Raw genomic sequence first — 19948 nt, forward strand, 5'->3', positions numbered from 1 at the left:
ATTGATCGTTTCTGCCGCGATCAGTCGTGTGTTCAGGAACGGCGTCGCAAGTGCCGCTGATGACATCGCCAAAAAGGCTCTTCTTGATGATTTCATGGTATCCTCCCTTAGAAATCCCGCGTCCTGCGCGGTCAGTATTGTTTAGGTCTGACGCTCAAACGGCCGCGTCCTCCGTCTCGCCAGTGAGAGCGGTTGTCAAATTGCTGAAGAATTCAGCGGTCAACTTTTGTGCTGTGGATTTGATGAGACGATTTCCCAATGCGGCAAGTTTTCCTCCAACCGCCACATCAGCTTTGTAATCAAGTGTAGTAACGTCACCCTCTGGCGTCAGCGTCACACGCGCATTTCCTTTGGCAAATCCCGCAATCCCGCCAGACCCTTTGCCCGACAGCGTACATGATGACCCCGGCACAATATCGCTCAACTCGACGTCACCCTTAAAGCGCGCCGAAACAGGTCCGATTTTCAACTTAACCACTGCGGAGAAGCTGGTGTCACTATTCTGGACAAGGCTCTCGCATCCCGGGATTGCCTGTTCCAGAATGTCGCGGTCAAACAATGCCTGCCAAACCTCATCGGGTGTTGCGGCAAGTTTTTGGCTTCCTTCAAGTTCCATCGAAACGATCCTTTTGTTGAGCGCAATCACACATGGCCTAGAGCCTTCAAAATTCGAATTGGTGTCATCGGCGTTTGAGAAATTCTGGCCCCCATCGGGCGTAATGCGTCGTTGACGGCATTCATCGCGGCGGCACCCGCTGCGGCGGTTCCCGCCTCACCAACGCCCTTGGCGCCCAGAATTGTGTCTTTCGTTGGTGTCTCGACGTGCGCGATTTCGATATCGGGCATCTCACCTGCCATCGGGACCAGATATTCCGCCAAGGTGGCGTTGGTCATTTGGCCGGTTTCATCATAGAGGCATTCCTCAAAGAATGCGGGGCCAAGCCCTTGGACGACGCCACCGCGGATTTGTTCGTCGACCAAAAGCGGGTTGATGATGCGGCCACAATCTTCAACCACCCAATGTTTCAATATGCGGGTCATTCCAGTTTCAATATCGACCTCGACATAGCTGGCTTGGATGCCGTTGGTGAAATCAAACGGATAGCCCGATGGCGCAAAATGCTGCGCCACGGTCAGGGAGTTGTCGCACCCTTTGGGAAGCGTGTCCGGGCGATAAGTCGCAATACGCCCGATCTCAGCCAAGGTGATCCGCTCTGCACCTGAGGCCGCATCAACCACCGCATTGTTCGCCAGTTTTAAAAGCGCGGGGTCCGTCTGCAAGATTTCTCCTGCCAAGGTCAGGATCTGAGCCTGTAGTTTGCGGCCTGCACGCAGCGCGGTTTCCCCGCCAATGCCCGCGCCACGACACGCCCATGTTGCACCGCCACTTGGTGTGGTGTCCGTATCGCCAGTGACGACTTTCACCTTATCGGGCGTGACGCCCAACTGATCGGCAACCACCTGCGCGATAATAGTCTCGGTACCTTGACCCTGCTCGGTCACGGAAATCGCGCAATGCACATCGCCTGAGGGCGTAAGCCGCACAACAGCGCCGTCTTGGGCCGAAATACGCGCACCTCCGACCCCGTAGAACGTTGCACCAGGGTTCGTGATCTCAACGAAAGGCGCAATACCGATGCCACGATAAATGCCCTTTTCACGAAGCTCCGCCTGTTCAGCGCGCAACGCATCATAATCCATCGCCTCGCGCAGTTTTTCCAAACTCGCCTGATGTGACAGTTTCTCAAACTGATATCCTGTGGCCGAGGTATGCGGATAGGCATCATCCGCCAACAGATTCCGCTGCCGCATCTCAAAGGGATCAATGTCCAGTTTTTCAGCGGCGTATTCAATCAGCGCTTCGGTAACGGCACAGGCAATCGGGTGGCCGACCGCACGGTACTGGCTTGTTTGCACCTTGTTTTGAAACACCACCGACAACCGCCCACGATAGTCGGGCATCTTGTAAGGTGCGCCCATCAGACGAATGACTTGGTTACCCTCGGCAGCACTGGTGCGCGGATAGGTCGAGAAGGCCCCGATCTGGGTCATGTCGTCAACATCCATCGCAAGGATGTTTCCATCCGCATCAAGCGCCATACGCGCCGACACACGGTGATCACGCGCGTGAATATCAGAGACAAAACTTTCAAGTCTGTCCGCGACGAACCGCACGGGGCGTCCTAATGTAATACTGGCCGCGACAGTCGCCATTTCCTCATTGTAGACGTGGAGCTTCATCCCGAATGACCCGCCGACATCGGGTGCGATGACCCGCACTTTTCCCTCGGGCAAACCGAAATGACGCGCGTAGACATCTTGGAACTGGTACGGCGTCTGCGTGCCCTGATGCACATTGAGTTGCCCTGTCGAGCGATCAAAATCCGCAACGATTGCACGAGGCTCCAGTGTCACCGCTGTGTGACGTCCAAAGGTGAAGTTGCCCTCAACAATATGAGCCGCCCCCGCAAAGGCATCTTCGACATTGTCTGTTTTGAGGACCGTGCGAAAGCAAAGGTTGCTCGCGCTGCCTTCCGCGGCCAAAGGCGCACCCTCGACCAATGCGGCATCGCCATCGACAACCGCTTCTTCGTCCTCGATATCGAGCATGACAAATTCGCAAGCGTCTTCGGCCTCAGCACGACTGTGGGCCACGATCATTGCGACGGGATGACCGACCCATAGGACTTCGTGTTCGGCCAGAATATTTTGCGGCGTACTTTGCATGTTGGCAAAGTGATCCAATGTCCCGATCCAAGGCTCGCATTTATCGTTGAGCGTTTCTGCGGTGAAGACACGGACAACACCGGGCGCGGCCTCTGCCGCTGAGATGTCCAACTCGATGATCTTGCCCCGCGCCATTGGGCTGCGCACGAACGCCACATGCAACATGCGTGGAAGGCTCAAGTCGGTGACGAACCTCCCCTGCCCTGCGAGATGGCGCAACGCGTTCTCGCGGCGGTAGGATTTGCCGATATGAGGGGCCGGAGCTGTCATTGATCCGCCCCCGTGAGCGCCTTGCGCTGTTTTGCTGTGGCCGCGATGGCATCCACAATCGCTTCATATCCAGTGCAGCGACAGTAATTCCCCGACAGGGCGTCCCGAATTTCTTCGCGTGTTGGTGACGTATTTTGCGCCAGAAGCGCTTGGGCCGACATCATCATCCCATTGGTACAAAACCCGCATTGCAGGGCGTTGCGTTCAAAGAAGTTTTTCTGAAGATCGGAAACATCTCCACTGTCGTTGAGCCCCTCAATCGTGTCCACGCGTTGACCCGCAGCCTGAACCGCCAAGACCAGACAGGCATGAACAGGTGTGCCGTCCAACATGACGAGGCACGCGCCACATGATCCCATTTCACAACCCAAATGGGTTCCCGTAAGCTGCAATCCGTCTCGCAAAAAATCTGCGAGACTTGTACGCGGCTCAACCGCCTCACGCACATCTTCGCCGTTTACCGTCAGTGTGATCTCGGTCTTCATGCAACTGTCCTCAAATTTGACAAAACGCGCCCCAACAACACGCGGGCTAAATGCACACGCATGTGCGCAGGAAATTCCGGATCGTCGGTCGGTGAGAGATCGTTGGTCAACGCCGCTTGGGCCTCGGCGATTGTCGCCGCATCAATGGTGCGCCCGTTCAGGGCCGCTTGGGCAGAAACGGCGCGTGTTGGCCGGTCGCCCACGGAGAACAATGTGATGCTCATGTCCGTTGCAATGCCATCTGTCACGACACCCTGCACCGCGGTGCCGACCATCGCGTAATCACCACGCCGACGCGCGATTTCATCAAATCCGATAACCTGCCCTGCAACTGGGAGTGGGACAAAAATAGCCCGTAGTATCTCACCAGGCTCGATGGCTGTTTCATAGATATCGATAAAGAAATCATCTGCGGGAACACGACGGATTCCGGCTTCAGATACGATTTCAAATTCGGCTTTGAGCGCTAGTGCAACTGCTGGAAATTCAGAGGCGGGATCGGCATGGGCGACGCTGCCACCCAAAGTGCCCCGATTGCGAATAGCAGGGTGCGCAACAAAGGGTGCTGCGGCTGAAAACAGCGGCGCGTATTTCTGAATAAGGGGGTCGGTAATGGCCTGAACATGCCGTGTCATCGCGCCGATCCGCAGCCATTCACCATCAACAGTTACGCCCGACAGCTCTGCTATTTCGGACAGGTCAATCAACAGGGCTGGACCTTGCAAGCGCAGGGCCAGTGACGGCACAATGCTATGCCCGCCAGAAAGGTACACTGCGTCACCGCCAACGCCCGCATGGGCCGCAAGTGCGTCCGCAATGCTATCGACTCGAACGTATTCAAAAGCTGGTGACTTCACCTTCGCCCTCCCCTTTATCCTCCTACCAACAAGATTTTGTAACCAAGTGGTCACTTTTGATAGGCCTGCGACATATCGCCCGTCAAGAAAAAAGTGACCACTTGGTAATTTCTGCAATTCAGGCTAACATTGTCGAACACCAAGCAAGAGACGGATGACATTGGCAGACAGCACCAAAACCCAAACCGCCCCACGGCGTAAAAACATGCGTAGCGCGGAGCGTGAAAAACTCATCGTGACCGAAGCAGTGCGATTTTTTGCCGAATGCGGATTCGAGGGGAAAACCCGCGAGTTGGCAAAACGGATGGGTGTGTCCCATGCCGTGATCTACAAGCATTTTGAAAGCAAAGAGGCGTTGATCGAACGGGTTTACGAACACGTCTATCTGAAGCGTTGGGACCCAAACTGGGACTCTCTGGTATTGGATCGCAGCCTGAGCCTGCAAGAACGGCTGACACAGTTCTATATCGCTTATGCCGACCGTGTTTTTGAATATGATTGGGTAAGAATCTTTGTCTCTTCAGGGCTCAAATCCTATGGTCTGACAGAGCGATATCTCGGAATCATTCGCACCAAAATCATTCGCCCTGCTGCGATGGAATTCCGTCACGATTGCGGCAGAGCTGACGATCTCAGCCCTTTGACCGAAGAAGAACTCGAAGTGTTCTGGGGTCTACACGGCGCCGTCTTCTACATCGCTATTCGTAAATACGTGTACGGAGAGCCCTTAGAGATCGACGTCAAACAGGTCGTCTCCAGAACGGTGAGCAACTTTTTTACAGGACTAAAAGAACAGTCAGCTCAGACCTGAATGAGCTGGATTATAACAGCAATATAGGTAGAGCTTTTCAACAAAGGGTAGAGGGTCGCCCAATCTGGCGGATCAAGCATCTGCCAGATGATAAGGTGCTAAAGCCGCATAAACTGATCGTTTAATAATCAAATGGCACCCGCCATCATTGTTAAACGATCATCATCACGGTGAAACAGCAACCGTTGGCATTCGGTTTCCATCTCGAAAATGAGGCGGTTGATGCATCTCTATATTTTACATGACCTCTTCAATAGTCAGGTGCTAGACCTGAATGCACGGCGTTGTTCGGACCTATGACGCGAGCGCTGCGTTGACATGGAGGTCGCCCACATGAGAACGTAAATCGACAGTTTTCAGGAGAGTCTCTATGCGCCGTATTTTCGCCGCCCTCGTTGTTCTGCTCACTTTCACATCCGCCGGATTTGCGCAGTCGCCACTGCCCGAGCAACAATTACTCAATACCCGCAATGTGGATTTCTACGGGGCTGACTTAAAATCGATTTTCGACACCACTTTGGATACCTGCCAACGGGCTTGTCTGAATGATGCGCAGTGCAATGCCTTCACGTTCAATAGCCGCAGCGCTTCCTGTTTTCTAAAATCGGCAGTCGGGGAACAAACCGTCTATGACGGAGCGATTTCGGGCGAGTTGCGCCGCGTGCCGCAGGCCCGCCACGAACTTGCGAAACTGCGTGCGGGGGAATTGGACTGGTTGCGTGCGGGAGATTTCGATGCGGCCCGTCGCCAAACACAAATGCTCGGCGCTCAAACCTACGCAGGAAGCTGGAAGCTCGACGACGCGCGCGAAGCCTATGCGACCAAACTGTTCTATGACGACAAAATCGCGGCATTCAACTGGCTCGGCGTCGCGCTCGCACTATCCGATGAGCCCGACATGTGGATCGACTATGCGAGATTGTCGCAACAGGCCTATCACCTCATGGTCCAGAACAAACACCCTGCGGACAGTCGCCGCACGGCGCGCAATGCGATCCTGCCAAGTGCCATCAACGCCTATCTCCGCCAAAGCACAGATCAGGGCCGTGCCGCCGCACTTGTGATTCTCAGTCAAGCACTGGAAATGAATGATCGGGGCCGCGAGCAAATTCCCACTCTGCGCTTGGCACAACGCCTTGCCCCAAGTAGCAGCACCGCCGAACAACTTGCCCGCGCCGAACGTCTCTACGGATTCCGTATCATCGACAGTGACGTTGACAGCAACATTGCCCTGCCACGGGTTTGTGTCGAATTTAGCGAGTCTCTGGCCTCTGCGGGCGTCGATTATAGCAACTATGTCAGCTTACCCGACACAGCGACCAACGCAGGGTTTGCCGTCACCGCCGAGGGACGTTCGCTTTGCATTGAGGGCGTGGCGCATGGCGCTCGCTATGCCTTTACCTTTCGCAAGGGCCTGCCAGACGAAAATGGCGAGAAACTCGCCCGTGATGTCCCGCTTGAAGTCTATGTCCGTGACCGCTCACCCTCTGTCCAGTTTCCGGGTCGTGCCTATGTTCTACCGCGGGTGCCAGAGGCGGGCTTGCCCGTCGAGACCGTCAATCTCGACCATCTCGACCTGAGCCTATACCAGATCAGTGATCGCACGCTGATTTCCGCAATCCGCGAGGAACATTTCGGGCGGACGCTCTCCGATTACAGGGAGAAAGACTTCCGCAATAATTTCGCCAACGTGATCTGGCAGGGCGAAGCAGATGTCCAAAACACCCTGAACAAAACGATGGTCACGCGGCTGCCGCTTGACGGGCCAATGAAAGATCTCGCCCCTGGTATCTACGCGCTTGCGGCCTCTGTGCCTGATGATGATCGCGATTATTCTCAAAGCGCGCTGCAATGGTTCGTCGTCTCCGATCTTGGCCTGACCAGTTTCTCAGGCACAGACGGCCTACACGTCTATGTGCGCGGCCTGAATGACGCGAAACCAAAATCCGGCGTGACGGTCGAACTCTTATCGCGGGCGAACGATATTCTGGCCACAACCGAAACAGATGCTGAAGGACATGCCCTCTTCGAGGCGGGTCTCACACACGGCACGGATAGCGCCGCACCCGCAATGCTTCTGGCGCAGACGGGACCCAAGGACGCACCTGAGGACATGGTATTTCTCTCGCTGACCGATCCGGCTTTTGACCTGTCGGATCGTGGGGTCGAAGGGATGCCCCCTGCCCCGCCGATTGATGCCTTCCTTGCAACCGACCGCGACGCCTACCGTCCGGGCGAGACCATCCATGCAACAGTTCTTTTGCGCGATACAAACGCGACGGCGCTCTCCGGCCTGCCGCTGACCGCGATCCTGACACGCCCTGATGGCGTCGAATATTCACGCGTTCTCTCATCGGGGGACGTTGCGGGCGGGCATGTCTTTGACCTGCCGCTTGGCACCAGTGTCGCCCGTGGCACATGGCGTTTGGAACTACGTTCTGATCTGGAAGCCCCCGCACTCACCTCCGCGTCACTCTTGGTCGAGGATTTCTTGCCCGAACGCATTGATTTCTCGCTCTCGCTCCCAGATGGCCCCATCCGCGCGGGCGACACTCCGCCGTTGACCGTCGATGCGCACTATCTCTTCGGCGCACCTGCGAGTGAACTTGCGGTCGAGGGCACCGTGCGCCTGTCGCAGGCAAAAGGACTTGAGGCATGGCCCAAGTATCATTTCGGCCGCTATGATGAACCGCTTAGCTCGGTGATGCACGGCTTTGGCAACGGGGTGACGACCGATGCTCAGGGACAGGCGACAGTCCCGCTGGAATTGCCTGACCTTACAGCCAACGGCCATCTGGTCGAAGCCACAGTTGTCGCACGTGTTACCGAAGGCTCGGGCCGTCCTGTTGAGCGAAAGATGACCCGTATGCTCGCCCTTGACACACCCGTCATCGGCTTGCGTCCCGAATTTGACGGCCTTGTCGGAGAAGGCGATACAGCGCGGTTCAAAGTGGTCGGTCTTGCACAGGACGCAACACCCGCACCGATGGACATTCACTGGACCCTGAACCGTCTGGAACGCCACTACCAGTGGTATCAGGCCGATGGTCATTGGGATTGGGATGTCACCACAACACGCACACCGATTGCCACTGGAGACCTCACCACAGGCACAGACCCTGTCGCACTAGAAGCGCAGGTCGACTGGGGCGAATACGAGATGGTCGTCGAACGCACCGATGGCGAATATGTTGCCACATCCTACGCGTTTTCGGCGGGGTGGCATGTCCCCGTGGGAGCCGATAGCCCAGACACATTGGACATGTCCCTCGACGCCAAAACCTACGACGTGGGCGATACGGCCAAACTGCGACTGGTCTCACGTTATGACGGCACAGCGCTCATTGCGGTGATGTCCAACCACCTGATTGCGACACAATCGGTGGCCGTGAAAAAGGGCGAGAACCTTATTCCCGTAGACGTGACCGAAGACTGGGGAACCGGCGCCTATGTCACGGTGCAGGCCATCCGCCCAATGGATGCAGGGGCAAAGGTCGGTCCCGCCCGCGCACTCGGCTTGGTCTATGCCAAGATTGAACCTGGCAAGCGCGCGCTTACCGTATCTCTGGACGCCGATGAGGTCATCGACCCACGCGGGCCACTGCCCGTGACGGTGAATGTGGAGGGTGCAACGGGCTCCGCCTATGTAACCGTGGCCGCTGTGGACCTCGGAGTGCTGAACCTGACAGGGTTTGACTCCCCCTCCCCCACACAACATTACTTTGGCCAGCGCCGCCTCGGCGTGGAAATCCGCGATGTGTACGGGCGGTTGATCGACGGCATGAACGGCGCAATGGGACAAATCCGTTCGGGCGGCGACGCCACAGGCGGGTTGCAGCGCCAAGCCCCACCCCCAACAGAAGAACTGGTTGCCTATTTCAGCGGCCCCGTGGAAATAGGCGCGGATGGCACGGCGCAAATCTCCTTTGACATTCCGTCCTTCAACGGCACGGTGCGGCTGATGGCCGTGGCGTGGAGCGACGAAGCCGTGGGCGAGGCTGAACGCGATGTGATCGTGCGTGATCCTGTCGTGGTGACGGCAAGCCTGCCACGTTTCCTTGCGCCCGACGACACCACGCAAATGCTACTGGAGTTTGTTCACACCGAAGGGCCTGCGGGGGACATGCCTCTGACAATTGAGGCCACGGGCCTTGATCTGGGCACAGATATCCCCACGACAATCTCGCTCACCGAGAAAGGCAAAACCGCGCTGCGGATACCTGTGTTGGCACGCCTCTCTGGTGATTACGAGATGACGGTCACACTCACCACGCCCGCGGGCAAGGTGCTGACCAAAACGCTGCATGTGCCCGTGCGGGTCAATGATCCGCAGGTCTCGCAAACCCGCCGCTTTGAATTGGCTGCAGGGGATACTTTCTCGCTCACCCGCGACGTGTTCACGGGCCTGCGCGAAGGCACGGGATCGGCACTGATCAGTGCGGGACCATTGGCGCAACTCAATGTTCCGGCATTGATGCGCGACCTTGACAGCTACCCCTATGCCTGCACCGAGCAACTCACCAGTCGCGCGATGCCTCTGTTGTATTTCGACGAGGTCGCCGATGCGATCGGGATGACCCAAACGCAGGATGTTGATGACCGTCTCGAACAAGCGGTGCAACGCATTCTGACACGACAAAACAGCAGCGGCGCTTTTGGCCTGTGGCAGCCTGAAGGTGGTGATTTCTGGCTTGATTCCTATGTGAGTGACTTCCTGTCACGCGCAAAACTGCAAGGCGTCGATGTGCCTGACAATGCTTTCCGCACGGCAATGGACAATCTGCGCAATGAGATTTCCTACGCCTCGGATTTCGAGGTGGATCGAAATGGTGGCGGCGTGGCCTTGGCCTATGGCTTGATGGTTCTGGCGCGTGAAGGCGCGGCACGGATCGGTGATCTGCGCTATTATGCCGATGAAAAGGCAGAGGATTTCGCAACGCCACTGGCACAAGCCCAACTCGGCGCGGCACTGGCCTTTTATGGGGATCAGCCAAGAGCGGACCGTCTCTTTACCCTCGCCAGTCGCAACATTATGCGCCTCGCCAACGACAGCGAACGCGGGGTTTGGCGCGATGATTACGGCAGCACCCTTCGCGATGCCGCCGCGATCCTGAGCCTTGCGACAGATGCAGGAAGCAACGCGGTGGACCGTGAGGCCCTGACGCGGATGATTGCGCGCCATGATGGACCCCGCTCGACACAGGAAATGGCATGGGGACTTCTCGCCGCGCATAGCCTGATCGACGATCCGCGCACGGACGGGCTGACCGTCAATGGCGCATCAATGTCGGGCGGATTTGTGCAACGTGTCGTGGACGGGACTGGCCTGTCACCGCTTGAGGTTCGCAACACGAGCGCGGAGGACACCGACATCACACTGACCACCTTTGGTGTTCCAATCGGATCGGTGGAGGCGGATGGCTACGGCTACACTATCACTCGGCGCTATTTCACGCCAGAGGGCACTGCCATAGAGGGGCCTGTGGAGCAGGGCACGCGGCTTGTTGTCGTGCTCGACGTGACCCCATCGGACGACCTCAGCGGGCGATTGATGATCGACGATCCGCTGCCAGCGGGGTTGGAAATCGACAATCCGCATCTGATCTCTTCGGGTGATATGTCCATGATGCCGTGGCTCAAAACCTCCTATGCGGAACATGCCGAGTTCCGCGGCGACCGCTTCCTTGCACAGGTTAGCCGACAGGACGGGCAACCAATCCGATTGGCCTATGTGGTGCGCGCGATTACGCCAGGCGACTACCATCATCCCGCGGCCTCGGTCACGGATATGTACCGCCCTCAGTATAACGCGAATACCGCTTCGGGTCGCTTTATCGTCACGCCATGAGGCGGTCCCGCGCGGCGCGTATTGGCATTTTAACCGCCGCAGTTTTACTGGTGGCGGGCCTCGTGGGATTGGTCGGTTTCGGGCGGGCGTGGGTGGCGGAAACTCAACTGCCCTCACTCACCCCCGCGACCTCCGCCGAGGTGCTGGATGCCGATGGCCGTCTGCTGCGAGCCTTCACCGTTGAGGACGGGCGTTGGCGATTGGCGGCAGATCCCGAACGGGTCGATCCGCACCTGATCGAGATGCTCATCGCCTATGAAGACAAGCGGTTCTATTCCCACCACGGCGTTGATCCATTGGCCATGCTGCGAGCCACCGCTCAGGCGGTGCAACACGGTGAAATCATCTCGGGCGGCTCGACCCTGACCATGCAGGTCGCACGGCTTCTGGAGGACAGCGGGACGGGATCATGGCGCGGAAAGCTGCGGCAAATCCGTGTGGCCTTGGCGCTTGAGGCGCAGTTGAGCAAGGCCGATATTCTCTCACTCTATCTGACGCTTGCCCCTTACGGCGGCAATATCGAGGGAGTGCGGGCCGCCGCACGCATATGGTTTGACAAGGAACCAGACCGACTGACCCCTGCGCAGGCCGCGCTTCTGGTCGTGCTACCACAATCGCCCGAAAGCCGCCGCCCTGACCGTCACCCTGAGGCCGCAAAAGCCGCACGCGCCGCCGCCCTCACGCGATTTGTCCGTGCAGGAATTATCACGCAAGACGATGCCGATGCAGCGCTACGCGAACCCCTGCCCCGCAATCGCCACGCCTTCCCCGCGCTCGCCCCTCATCTAACCGCGCGCCTCCACCATGACGCCCCCGATACGCCAGTCCTGCGCACAACGATCAACGCTCCCCTGCAAGCCGCATTGGAACCTCTGGCGCAGCAAGCACTTGCTGGCCGCGATCCGCAAAGCTCCGTGGCGATTATGGTGGCCGACCATCAGGCAGGCGCAGTGCTGGCCACGGTCGGCTCAGGAGGATGGGATCGGCCCGGTGGATTTGTCGATATGACACGCGCGCTGCGCTCACCCGGATCGACGCTCAAACCGCTGATCTATGCCTTGGCTTTCGATGACGGGTTGGCCCATCCCGAAACCCTGATCGACGACCGCCCGACCGCCTTTGGCAGCTATGCCCCGCAAAATTTCGATGGCCAGTATCGTGGAGAGCTGCGCGTCTCCGAAGCCCTGCAACTTTCGCTCAACATCCCCGCCGTGGCACTGACCGAAGCCCTTGGTCCCGCCCGCCTGATCGCCGCCCTGCGCCAAAGCGGGGCGCAAACCGCGCTGCCCAATAGCGAAGCCCCCGGACTGGCGGTGGCGCTTGGCGGTTTGGGGATGACCCTCGAAGGACTGACACAGGTTTACATGACCTTGGCGCGGGGCGGCACACCGATACCGCTTCATTATCTGGCCGAGGACACACCCCGTGAAGGCCGCGAAGTGGTGCGTGCTGCAAGCGCATGGCAAATCGGGCATATCCTCGCGGGATTGATGCCACCTGCGGGACAACCCTTGGGCAAAATCGCCTATAAAACGGGGACGTCCTATGGCCACCGCGACACATGGGCCTTGGGGTTTGACGGGCGCTATACGGTCGGCGTCTGGCTTGGGCGCCCTGATGGCACCCCCATTCCGGGCGCCTTTGGTGCTGATGTCGCCGCCCCGTTGTTGTTCGACGTGTTCCAACGGATCGCCCCGCAAAGCACGCCGCTGCCCCCGCCCCCATCCGATGTTCTCTTGGTCGAAAACGCCGCACTACCCGCGCCGCTAAAACGGTTCCGCCCGCGTGGCGCAACCTTTGCACCCCACGCGGATGCACCAAAACTGACCTTCCCGCCAGATGGAGCCACGCTTCTCCTCGACAGCGCACCGCTCACTTTGCGACTACGTGACGGCGCGCCGCCATTCACTGTGTTACTGGACGGGCACCCCGTGATCATTGGCGCACGCAGGCGCGAGGTCACATTGCCACCGCTTGCGACTGGATTTGCGACCATCTCGGTGGTCGACTCAACGGGCCGATCAGACCGTGTGCGGATCGGCGTCACCCCCACGCCGTGAACCCGCTCAAAGACGGTGGGCAGGTCTAACCGTTCCCCTCGCGCTCTTCGTCCTCAACCATTTGGACCAACTCCTCATAGAGTGCCCTGTTTTCGGGGGAGAGTGTGCTGTCGAGGATAGGGTCAAACTGATCGGCACGGATCTCCGACATCGGCATGAGCAACTCGGTCAAAAAATGGTTTTGATTAACGTCCAAAAGCGCATCAAAAACGCGGGCAAGCTCTTTGGCCAATTCAGGTGACCAGTTGCTCTCCAACTCGACCGATGCCTCCCTGATCAACAGATACAGGTTTTCATCCCCGTTTCCGGAAATGGTTTGAACCTCACCAAGCCGCGCGAGATAGGATTTCCCGTGTTCGGATGCCTGAACCTGCCCCCCAACAGACAGGGCCGCAATCACAGCGCAAAGGCGAACTGCATTCAGTGTTTTCATTCGGACTGCTCCCAATGGATTACCAGTGTTCACAAAAGACTATAACCTCTTGGCCTTCGAGCGAAAGCCTGTCTAAATAAGTTGAGAAATTGGACCGTAAGCACGGCCAGACATCATATATTCAGTTTATTTTTCACCCGATTGGATCGGGTGAATAGGCAACATGAACCGCCGCTGTGCATAAGGAGAGGAATCTTAAATGCTGAAATCAATCATGTTCTCAATTACGCTTTTGTGGATGCCTCTCATAGCCCACGCCGACCTCGCGCTCGGGATGGTCACAACCCGTCTCGAAGGTGAGGATATGAAAACCTGGCTCATCATTGATAACGAAAACGCAGACCTGTCAGACATCGCAGAATTCGCGCAAGGGACTTCCAGCTTTGGCTACTTGACCATCACGGCTATGCCAGCGGAGAATCTGAACCCCGAGCAAAACGCCCTGACGTTGGAGGCTATGCTGGAGAAAGAAGGCGGAAAAATCCGCGCGATTACCCCCGTCGTGTCCGTTCTGCCAGAAGGTCCTTCCGCGCCCTATTGGAAGTCGGATGAGGACTCGGGATCTATCGAAATCAAGGCATTCAAAGTGACAATTTCCGAGGGCTGGCTTGATATCACAGGAACCTTCAACGGCACCGTCTACAAAGCTGAAATGACGGATTACGGAGAGCAGTTTTTCTACGAAGAACCGAGAAAGATTCTTGGCCGTTTCAACGCCACTCTGCCCGTGGAGTGAGAAACGAAACACGGGGCAAGGCCCCTTTCTCGCGATTGATCATTGCAGTTCATCGTAGCCACCGAAGAGTGAAACCTAAGACTGACGCGATCAATACAGCGGTAAGAAAAATGGCGGCCGCTCAGGGCTTAGAAGCTCCTTTATATTCCGCAATTTAACAAGGGCGGGGCATCCACATCAAACGTATAGAGGCCCATAAGCGCAAGTTGCACTTACAGGCCTCTAACACCCGGGAGGAAGGATTGGGTTACGCTTTTGGTGCGCGTTTCAGCGTGTTGTAGAAGTCCTCGAAAATCGCATCCCGATCCAGATCGAAGGCCTCAAGCATCATATGCGCGCCCTCTGGATGCTCCCAATACAACTCGTCATTGAGAACAGGCGACGGCATGATCTTGGTCGAGACATAATCAGGATCAAACAGCCATGCGACGTTGATGATGTCCCAGATCACCCATGTCTTTGTTTCCGCATCGGTAATCGCGAACATGTCGTGCAGCGGGTTATGCGTATACAAATGGTGGAGATAGTCGCCAATCGCACCTTTCCCGCTCACAAACCGCTCCATCTCGGGCAGCGAAATTTTCAGCTGCGCACCGACGTGATAGCCGGGCAGATAGACATGCGGGACGCCGCTTTCGAACAAAAGCTGCGAGGCGAGTTTGTCCTGCACGAGGTTCAATGACGGTTCATTGCAGAACGGTGCGTAGGACGGGAAGGATGCGGTCCAGACTACGACGATTTTCTCGATGATATCGGGCGCCATAAGCAAGGCGGACGCGATGTTCGTCAGGGCACCCATAGCAAGAACATACAGCGGGCGGTCATCTTCCGCGCGAGCCCTCTCGATGATGAACCGTGCGGCGGGTGTGTCGATGGGCTGATCAAAACTTTCGAGATAAGCGGGCGATCCTTTAAAGACCTTCCCCTCACTCGATACGCCGCATTTTTCGAAGACGCGCAGGATCTCTTGATAAGAGAGTTCCACCCCTTCGGCGGGTCCGACAAAGGTGACGTCATCAACGGTGCGGCCCTGTTCGATCAGACGCTTGGCCCAACCGCCGAAGCCACCCATGAACCGCTCGGCATCGCCCTTGCCTTCTGCCTGTTTGATCAGGTCATAGGACTCGAGCAAGCCTTCTCGGTGGTGGGCAAAGGAAAACGGCACGGCGGTGACACCTTCCAAATCCATCCGCTCGGGAGAGAGCAACGACCATGCGAGCGCATATTGGTCATCAATTTCGTTGGCGGTGTCGGTATCAATGATCACACGCGGGGATGGGCCGGGCCGACCAAGTCGCGCCTCAAAGGTTTTGGGGTCGATCTTAGGAAAGCGACTTAGGATTGTTGGGTTGATCATGTGAAACGTCCTTTTAGTTTCCAAAGCCTTTGCCGAAAGCTTCTTCTTTGATGAAGCGCTCGGAGATGATGAGCAGAATGATCCCGGGTACGGTCACAATCAAAGCGAGGCCAGCGGCGGAGGCATCGAGCGTTCCGCTTGAGATTTTCGAGAACAAAAGCGTCGGCAAGGTGATGACCTTCCCTTGTCCAAGGAAGAAGGTCAGCAAGAAGATGTTGGTTGACACAAGGAAGGTGAACAACGCCCCCGCCACAACACCAGGCAACAGCATGGGAAGGGTCACAAGGCGCAGGATCTGCAACGGGCTTGCACCCAAGATCATCGCCTGTTCCTCGAAATCACGGCCGAGGCCCTGATAGACAGATGTGAGCATTCGCACCATGTAGGGAATGGTCGGGATCAAATGGGCAATCACGATCCCCACGTAGGTACCCGCCAATCCGAGATGAATGAAGATCATCAACAGAGCGATACCAATCGCAGCTTCAGGCACAATCAGTGGCAGTGACAGGAAAAACTCAAACGCGTTTTTTCCACGGAACTGGTCACGCGCCAGAACCTTTGCGGCAGGCAGGGAGATCGCGAGACAGATGAATGTCACCACAAGTCCGATGACTACAGTGTTAACCGTCGCCTCCCACAGGTTGCTGTAAGGCGAGAGAACATAGTCCCATGCGAGCGGGAACATGGATTTCTCGCGCTGTTCAAGCCACCACGTACTTGGCAGGAGATCAGGCCACGCCCAACGGAAGGCGAAACTCTGAATGATCAAGGGAATGAACGGCCCAAGGATGAAGCCGACCACGATGATCAGGTAGAACTTCTGAAACGGCGAAAGACGTTCGTTCAGTGAAGTATCATGTGTTTTTTTCATATCAGTTCCGCCCCATACGACGCTCATAGCGTCGGTATACTGCGAGGTATGAGAACAAGATCACACCCGCGACCATTCCGATGGACACAACAGTTGCCATGCCTTGCAATTGCAATGTGTAGTCTGCGTCGTTGAAGTAGCGCCACGCCACCACTGGTAGGGTATCGGGGAACCCTCCCCCCAGAATGAACGGAGCTTCGAAAGCGCCGACGTTGAAGGCAAAGCAGATGAGCGTCGACGACACGATCCCTGGCAGGATTTGCGGCAGGGTAACGCTGAAAAAGATGCGGTACTTGCGTGCGCCAAGGATCGCGGCTGCTTCTTCGGTTTCGCGCCCTACACCAAGCAACACGGCATAAACCGCCAGAGTGATGAACGGTGTCTGCTTCCAGACGTAGACAGCAATGATGCCCCACCCGTAGTGCGTCTTGAGGATTTGGATGAACTGCGACGGGTCGTCTATCAGTCCGAAGAATGCCGCCAAGCGAGAGAGCATGCCGCCATTGCCGAGCATGATCATGGCAAGGGCGATCCCTACGGTATAGGGGATCATGAGCGGCAGTTTGTAGAGATATTTATAGAGCGTTTTGCTTGGGAAGGTTTTAACTAGCGCCAACGCCAGAAGTGTCCCGAAGATCAAAGCTAGGATCGTAGACACTGTCGCGTAGTAGAGCGTCAGCCACAGTGACACCCAGAACGTCGATGATCCCCACAGAGCTCCAAAGAACGAGAAGTCGGGGAAAGTGTTAACACCGAACCAAGGCGCAAAGCCGAGAGATTGCAGGACGGCAAGGAAAAGCGCACCGCCAAACAATACCAGCAACACAGCCATCATCGGGACGAGTTGCAGAATTTGCCAATACCGCGCCCTGCGCTGCCGTTCGGCGAGGGTGCGTTTGGGCGCACGCACAGGTTCTGGGACTGTCGCTAAAGGATTTGACATCCTGATCTCCATGTATGGGGATGGCGTCCGCCGCGTTTTATGCGCGGCGGACAAAGATTGTTTTACTTCGAAAGGTTCGTGTAGGCGCGTGCCACGATTGTTTCGATGGAGTCTGTGCTGTCACGCTCAATGTACTCGAGCCATGTGGCCTCGATTACATCAACTAGCGTCGCGTTGGTATCGGGCGCAACGTTGGCCGCAAGCTCCTCGGGCGTTACGCCGATCAAACCAGGGGACGCCTCAGCGAGAGTGGCGGCATCAGCCTCGCTAAGCTTCCACTCATCGATGCCTGCGGGCTGACCCGCCATCTGCATTTTCGTCGCCTGAGACTCTAGCGAGGTCATCCAGTTGGCCAGAACCATCGCCGCTGCGGGGTGTGGCAAATTGGATGGGGCACCCAGATAGTTCTTGTTTTTGATCATCGTATTCTCGGGGAAGATGAACTGCTGTGCAGCTTCTGGGAATGTCCCCATGGCTAGCCCTGTTGCCGCACCGTAGAGGCCAAACGCACAGGAGAAGTCGATCTCTCCGTTCAAGAACAAACCGTCCAGCGAGGGGTTGTCTTCAGGGTAGCGTGCGCTCCCGTTCGTCCCGTCGAGAAGAAGAGGCTCGATCTCGCGAAGATACTCGAACGCAGGTTCGATCAAACGCGCCAGCTCTTCTGCAGGGATGTCGTCACGCGACTGTTGGAATGGCTCCGCGCCCGTGCCATCAGGATTGAAAGCATAGACAACTTCCTGAACGAAGGTGTTGCCCAAATAGTGTGGCGGCTTGACGTAAGTGAACTTACCTGGGTGCTCTTCCAGATAGGCGTGCATCTCTTCGAAGGTGGAAGGTACATCTTCTGCTGCAACGCGGTCTGCGTTGTAGGAACAGACGTATTGATCACCCGACCACGGCATTTCTGCGGCGTTGTTTTCAACACCGAAGTCACGCAGGTTCAGTTGCGAACGCGGATCTTCGGGATCGAATTCAAGGTTTGCCGAGTTCGGCAGAAGGGTTGCAAACGAACCGAACAATGCGTCTTGTCGCTTGAGTGTCGCGAAGTTTTCACCATTCAACCAGATGAGGTCAATGCTTCCCTCGCCCAGACCCTTACCAGAGTTTTTCTCCGCAAGGACCAGATCCACCGCATCTTTGGTCGCGGTAATGCGAACGGGGTTCAGCTTAATGCCGAGATCGGACATAGCGGGTCCAACAATGCGGTCCATCCACACATTCAACGGGTCGATCCCGCCGTAGTAGTACAGGTTGACTTCGCCCTCTTCTTTGGCGCGCGCCTCGACAGTTTCCCAATCAAGCTCACCTGCCAAGAATGCTTCACGGAAGTCATTCACATCGTCTGCTGCGCCAGCCTGTGCCGCTACAATGGCGATAACGCTCGCCAGTTTCCATGAGTGCTTCATTGTAGTCCTCCCTAAAGTTTTCATTAATTCACTCCTCCAAAGTAAGTTTCAGGCTCAAGCGCCAATTCAGTTCCGCAGGAGCCAAACACGCTCGGGCGGGATATCGAGCCACACAGGCGTCCCGACGTCGACCAAACGGCGTCCACCTGGCTCATTGACTTCGATGGTTTGGCCTCCACAATCGACGGCATAACTTACGTTTGCGCCGAAGAAATCGCGCCCCGTTACCGTCCCGCCGATAGCATTGCCTGCAGGAGCCTCCAGCTTCAGATCAAGAGCCTCGCTGCGCAGCATGACCTGCACGGACTGGTTTGCAGAGATGTCATCACGCGCAACGACGCTGACTTCCCCGAGATCAGTTGTGACACTCGTGGCTGAACTCATACGGCCAGGCACGATGTTCGACGCGCCCATAAAGTCGGCGACATCAAGCGTCCTCGGATGATTGTAGAGCGCCTCAGGCGTATCGAATTGCGCCAGATGTCCGTTGAAAATCACAGCCACACGGTCGGCGAGTTCCATTGCTTCAACCTGATCGTGCGTCACGAAGATCGTCGTGATTCCGAAACGTTGCTGCAACTCGCGAATAAACTGGCGCATCTCGCCGCGCAGTTTCGTGTCAAGGTTCGCAAGCGGCTCGTCCATCATCAGGACAGACGGTTTGGTGATGAGTGTTCGTGCAATTGCGACACGCTGCATCTGTCCGCCCGAAAGCTGGGCGGGAAAACGGTGGCGAAACTGCGTTAGTTGTACCACGTCGAGGATCTCATCCAGACGCGGAGCAATCTCGGACTGTGGCGTGCCACGTACTTTCAGGCCAAACGCCACGTTCTTTTCAACGGTCATGTGCGGGAAAAGCGCATAGCGTTGGAACACCATGCCAACGTTACGATCTTGCACAGGCTGCTCGGACACGTCATGGCCATCAAACAGGATCTCACCACTTGTCGGATGCTCAAGGCCCGCGATCATACGCAAGGTAGTCGTCTTGCCGCAGCCCGATGGCCCCAACAAAGCGACCAGCTCGCCCGACTCGATGTCCAAGTCGATATTCTCGATTGCGGTGAACCCACCGAATTCTTTCCTAACCGACTTTATCTGCACTTTTGTCAACGAGCTTCTCCCACCCTAAATCTGTATT

At 56.8% G+C, this 19948-nt stretch carries 14 protein-coding genes; 4 read left to right on the forward strand and 10 right to left on the reverse strand.

Annotated features, from left to right (window positions below; translation table 11 throughout):
• Positions 1 to 154 precede the first annotated feature (154 nt).
• The 4 genes from ACN0TS_RS15855 to ACN0TS_RS15870 are packed head-to-tail and all read right to left on the reverse strand — an operon-like array spanning position 155 to position 4339.
• Positions 155 to 616 carry a CoxG family protein gene (locus tag ACN0TS_RS15855; protein ID WP_417260340.1) on the reverse strand — a complete coding sequence of 154 codons (462 nt, stop codon included), beginning with the start codon at positions 614 to 616 and terminating at the stop codon, positions 155 to 157.
• A gap of 26 nt (positions 617 to 642) precedes the next feature.
• Complete coding sequence (locus ACN0TS_RS15860) at positions 643 to 2997, reverse strand: xanthine dehydrogenase family protein molybdopterin-binding subunit (protein ID WP_417260341.1); 2355 nt, start codon at positions 2995 to 2997, stop codon at positions 643 to 645.
• Positions 2994 to 3482 (reverse strand): (2Fe-2S)-binding protein, encoded by a 489-nt coding sequence (locus ACN0TS_RS15865; protein WP_417260342.1) that lies wholly within the window; start codon positions 3480 to 3482, stop codon positions 2994 to 2996. Before ACN0TS_RS15865 ends, ACN0TS_RS15860 begins: the two co-directional genes overlap by 4 nt.
• Complete coding sequence (locus tag ACN0TS_RS15870) at positions 3479 to 4339, reverse strand: FAD binding domain-containing protein (RefSeq protein WP_417260343.1); 861 nt, start codon at positions 4337 to 4339, stop codon at positions 3479 to 3481. The genes ACN0TS_RS15865 and ACN0TS_RS15870 overlap by 4 nt, the downstream gene beginning before the upstream one ends.
• A 205-nt stretch (positions 4340 to 4544) precedes the next feature.
• Here ACN0TS_RS15870 and ACN0TS_RS15875 point away from each other — a divergent pair, with 205 nt between their 5' ends.
• From ACN0TS_RS15875 to pbpC, 3 genes are all read left to right on the forward strand, one after another.
• Positions 4545 to 5150 (forward strand): TetR/AcrR family transcriptional regulator, encoded by a 606-nt coding sequence (locus tag ACN0TS_RS15875; RefSeq protein WP_417260344.1) that lies wholly within the window; start codon positions 4545 to 4547, stop codon positions 5148 to 5150.
• Positions 5151 to 5520: 370 nt separating this feature from the next.
• On the forward strand, positions 5521 to 10998 hold the full coding sequence (locus tag ACN0TS_RS15880; RefSeq protein ID WP_417260345.1) for an alpha-2-macroglobulin family protein: 5478 nt from the start codon (positions 5521 to 5523) through the stop codon (positions 10996 to 10998).
• Entirely contained in the window at positions 10995 to 13058 is a 2064-nt protein-coding gene (pbpC, locus tag ACN0TS_RS15885; protein WP_417260346.1) for a penicillin-binding protein 1C, read from the forward strand. The genes ACN0TS_RS15880 and pbpC overlap by 4 nt, the downstream gene beginning before the upstream one ends.
• 25 nt (positions 13059 to 13083) lie before the next feature.
• Here pbpC and ACN0TS_RS15890 read toward each other — a convergent pair whose 3' ends face one another.
• Entirely contained in the window at positions 13084 to 13491 is a 408-nt protein-coding gene (locus tag ACN0TS_RS15890) for a hypothetical protein (RefSeq protein WP_417260347.1), read from the reverse strand.
• A gap of 199 nt (positions 13492 to 13690) precedes the next feature.
• Here ACN0TS_RS15890 and ACN0TS_RS15895 point away from each other — a divergent pair, with 199 nt between their 5' ends.
• Entirely contained in the window at positions 13691 to 14227 is a 537-nt protein-coding gene (locus tag ACN0TS_RS15895) for a hypothetical protein (RefSeq protein WP_417260348.1), read from the forward strand.
• Positions 14228 to 14474: 247 nt separating this feature from the next.
• Here ACN0TS_RS15895 and ACN0TS_RS15900 read toward each other — a convergent pair whose 3' ends face one another.
• The 5 genes from ACN0TS_RS15900 to ACN0TS_RS15920 all read right to left on the reverse strand — a co-directional run bounded on the left by ACN0TS_RS15900 (position 14475) and on the right by ACN0TS_RS15920 (position 19911).
• Positions 14475 to 15584, reverse strand: a complete 1110-nt coding sequence (locus ACN0TS_RS15900; protein ID WP_417260349.1) for a nucleoside hydrolase — start codon at positions 15582 to 15584, stop codon at positions 14475 to 14477.
• Positions 15585 to 15597: 13 nt separating this feature from the next.
• Positions 15598 to 16458 carry an ABC transporter permease gene (locus ACN0TS_RS15905; protein WP_417260350.1) on the reverse strand — a complete coding sequence of 287 codons (861 nt, stop codon included), beginning with the start codon at positions 16456 to 16458 and terminating at the stop codon, positions 15598 to 15600.
• Between the two features lies 1 nt (position 16459).
• Positions 16460 to 17401, reverse strand: a complete 942-nt coding sequence (locus ACN0TS_RS15910) for an ABC transporter permease (protein WP_417260351.1) — start codon at positions 17399 to 17401, stop codon at positions 16460 to 16462.
• Between the two features lie 62 nt (positions 17402 to 17463).
• Positions 17464 to 18807, reverse strand: coding sequence for an ABC transporter substrate-binding protein (locus ACN0TS_RS15915; RefSeq protein ID WP_417260352.1), 1344 nt, complete (start codon positions 18805 to 18807; stop codon positions 17464 to 17466).
• Positions 18808 to 18873: 66 nt separating this feature from the next.
• On the reverse strand, positions 18874 to 19911 hold the full coding sequence (locus tag ACN0TS_RS15920) for an ABC transporter ATP-binding protein (protein ID WP_417260397.1): 1038 nt from the start codon (positions 19909 to 19911) through the stop codon (positions 18874 to 18876).
• Positions 19912 to 19948: the final 37 nt, after the last annotated feature.

This window comes from Celeribacter sp. (assembly GCF_048266405.1).
Lineage (GTDB): Bacteria > Pseudomonadota > Alphaproteobacteria > Rhodobacterales > Rhodobacteraceae > Celeribacter.

Excerpts from the sequence above, each read along its gene's own strand:
- pbpC (WP_417260346.1), top strand. The coding sequence starts at position 10,995 with ATGAGGCGGTCCCGCGCGGCGCGTATTGGCATTTTAACCGCCGCAGTT.
- ACN0TS_RS15915 (WP_417260352.1), bottom strand. The coding sequence starts at position 18,807 with ATGAAGCACTCATGGAAACTGGCGAGCGTTATCGCCATTGTAGCGGCA.
- ACN0TS_RS15905 (WP_417260350.1), bottom strand. The coding sequence starts at position 16,458 with ATGAAAAAAACACATGATACTTCACTGAACGAACGTCTTTCGCCGTTT.
- ACN0TS_RS15865 (WP_417260342.1), bottom strand. The coding sequence starts at position 3,482 with ATGAAGACCGAGATCACACTGACGGTAAACGGCGAAGATGTGCGTGAG.
- ACN0TS_RS15890 (WP_417260347.1), bottom strand. The coding sequence starts at position 13,491 with ATGAAAACACTGAATGCAGTTCGCCTTTGCGCTGTGATTGCGGCCCTG.
- ACN0TS_RS15895 (WP_417260348.1), top strand. The coding sequence starts at position 13,691 with ATGCTGAAATCAATCATGTTCTCAATTACGCTTTTGTGGATGCCTCTC.
- ACN0TS_RS15875 (WP_417260344.1), top strand. The coding sequence starts at position 4,545 with ATGCGTAGCGCGGAGCGTGAAAAACTCATCGTGACCGAAGCAGTGCGA.
- ACN0TS_RS15900 (WP_417260349.1), bottom strand. The coding sequence starts at position 15,584 with ATGATCAACCCAACAATCCTAAGTCGCTTTCCTAAGATCGACCCCAAA.
- ACN0TS_RS15910 (WP_417260351.1), bottom strand. The coding sequence starts at position 17,401 with ATGTCAAATCCTTTAGCGACAGTCCCAGAACCTGTGCGTGCGCCCAAA.
- ACN0TS_RS15855 (WP_417260340.1), bottom strand. The coding sequence starts at position 616 with ATGGAACTTGAAGGAAGCCAAAAACTTGCCGCAACACCCGATGAGGTT.
- ACN0TS_RS15880 (WP_417260345.1), top strand. The coding sequence starts at position 5,521 with ATGCGCCGTATTTTCGCCGCCCTCGTTGTTCTGCTCACTTTCACATCC.
- ACN0TS_RS15860 (WP_417260341.1), bottom strand. The coding sequence starts at position 2,997 with ATGACAGCTCCGGCCCCTCATATCGGCAAATCCTACCGCCGCGAGAAC.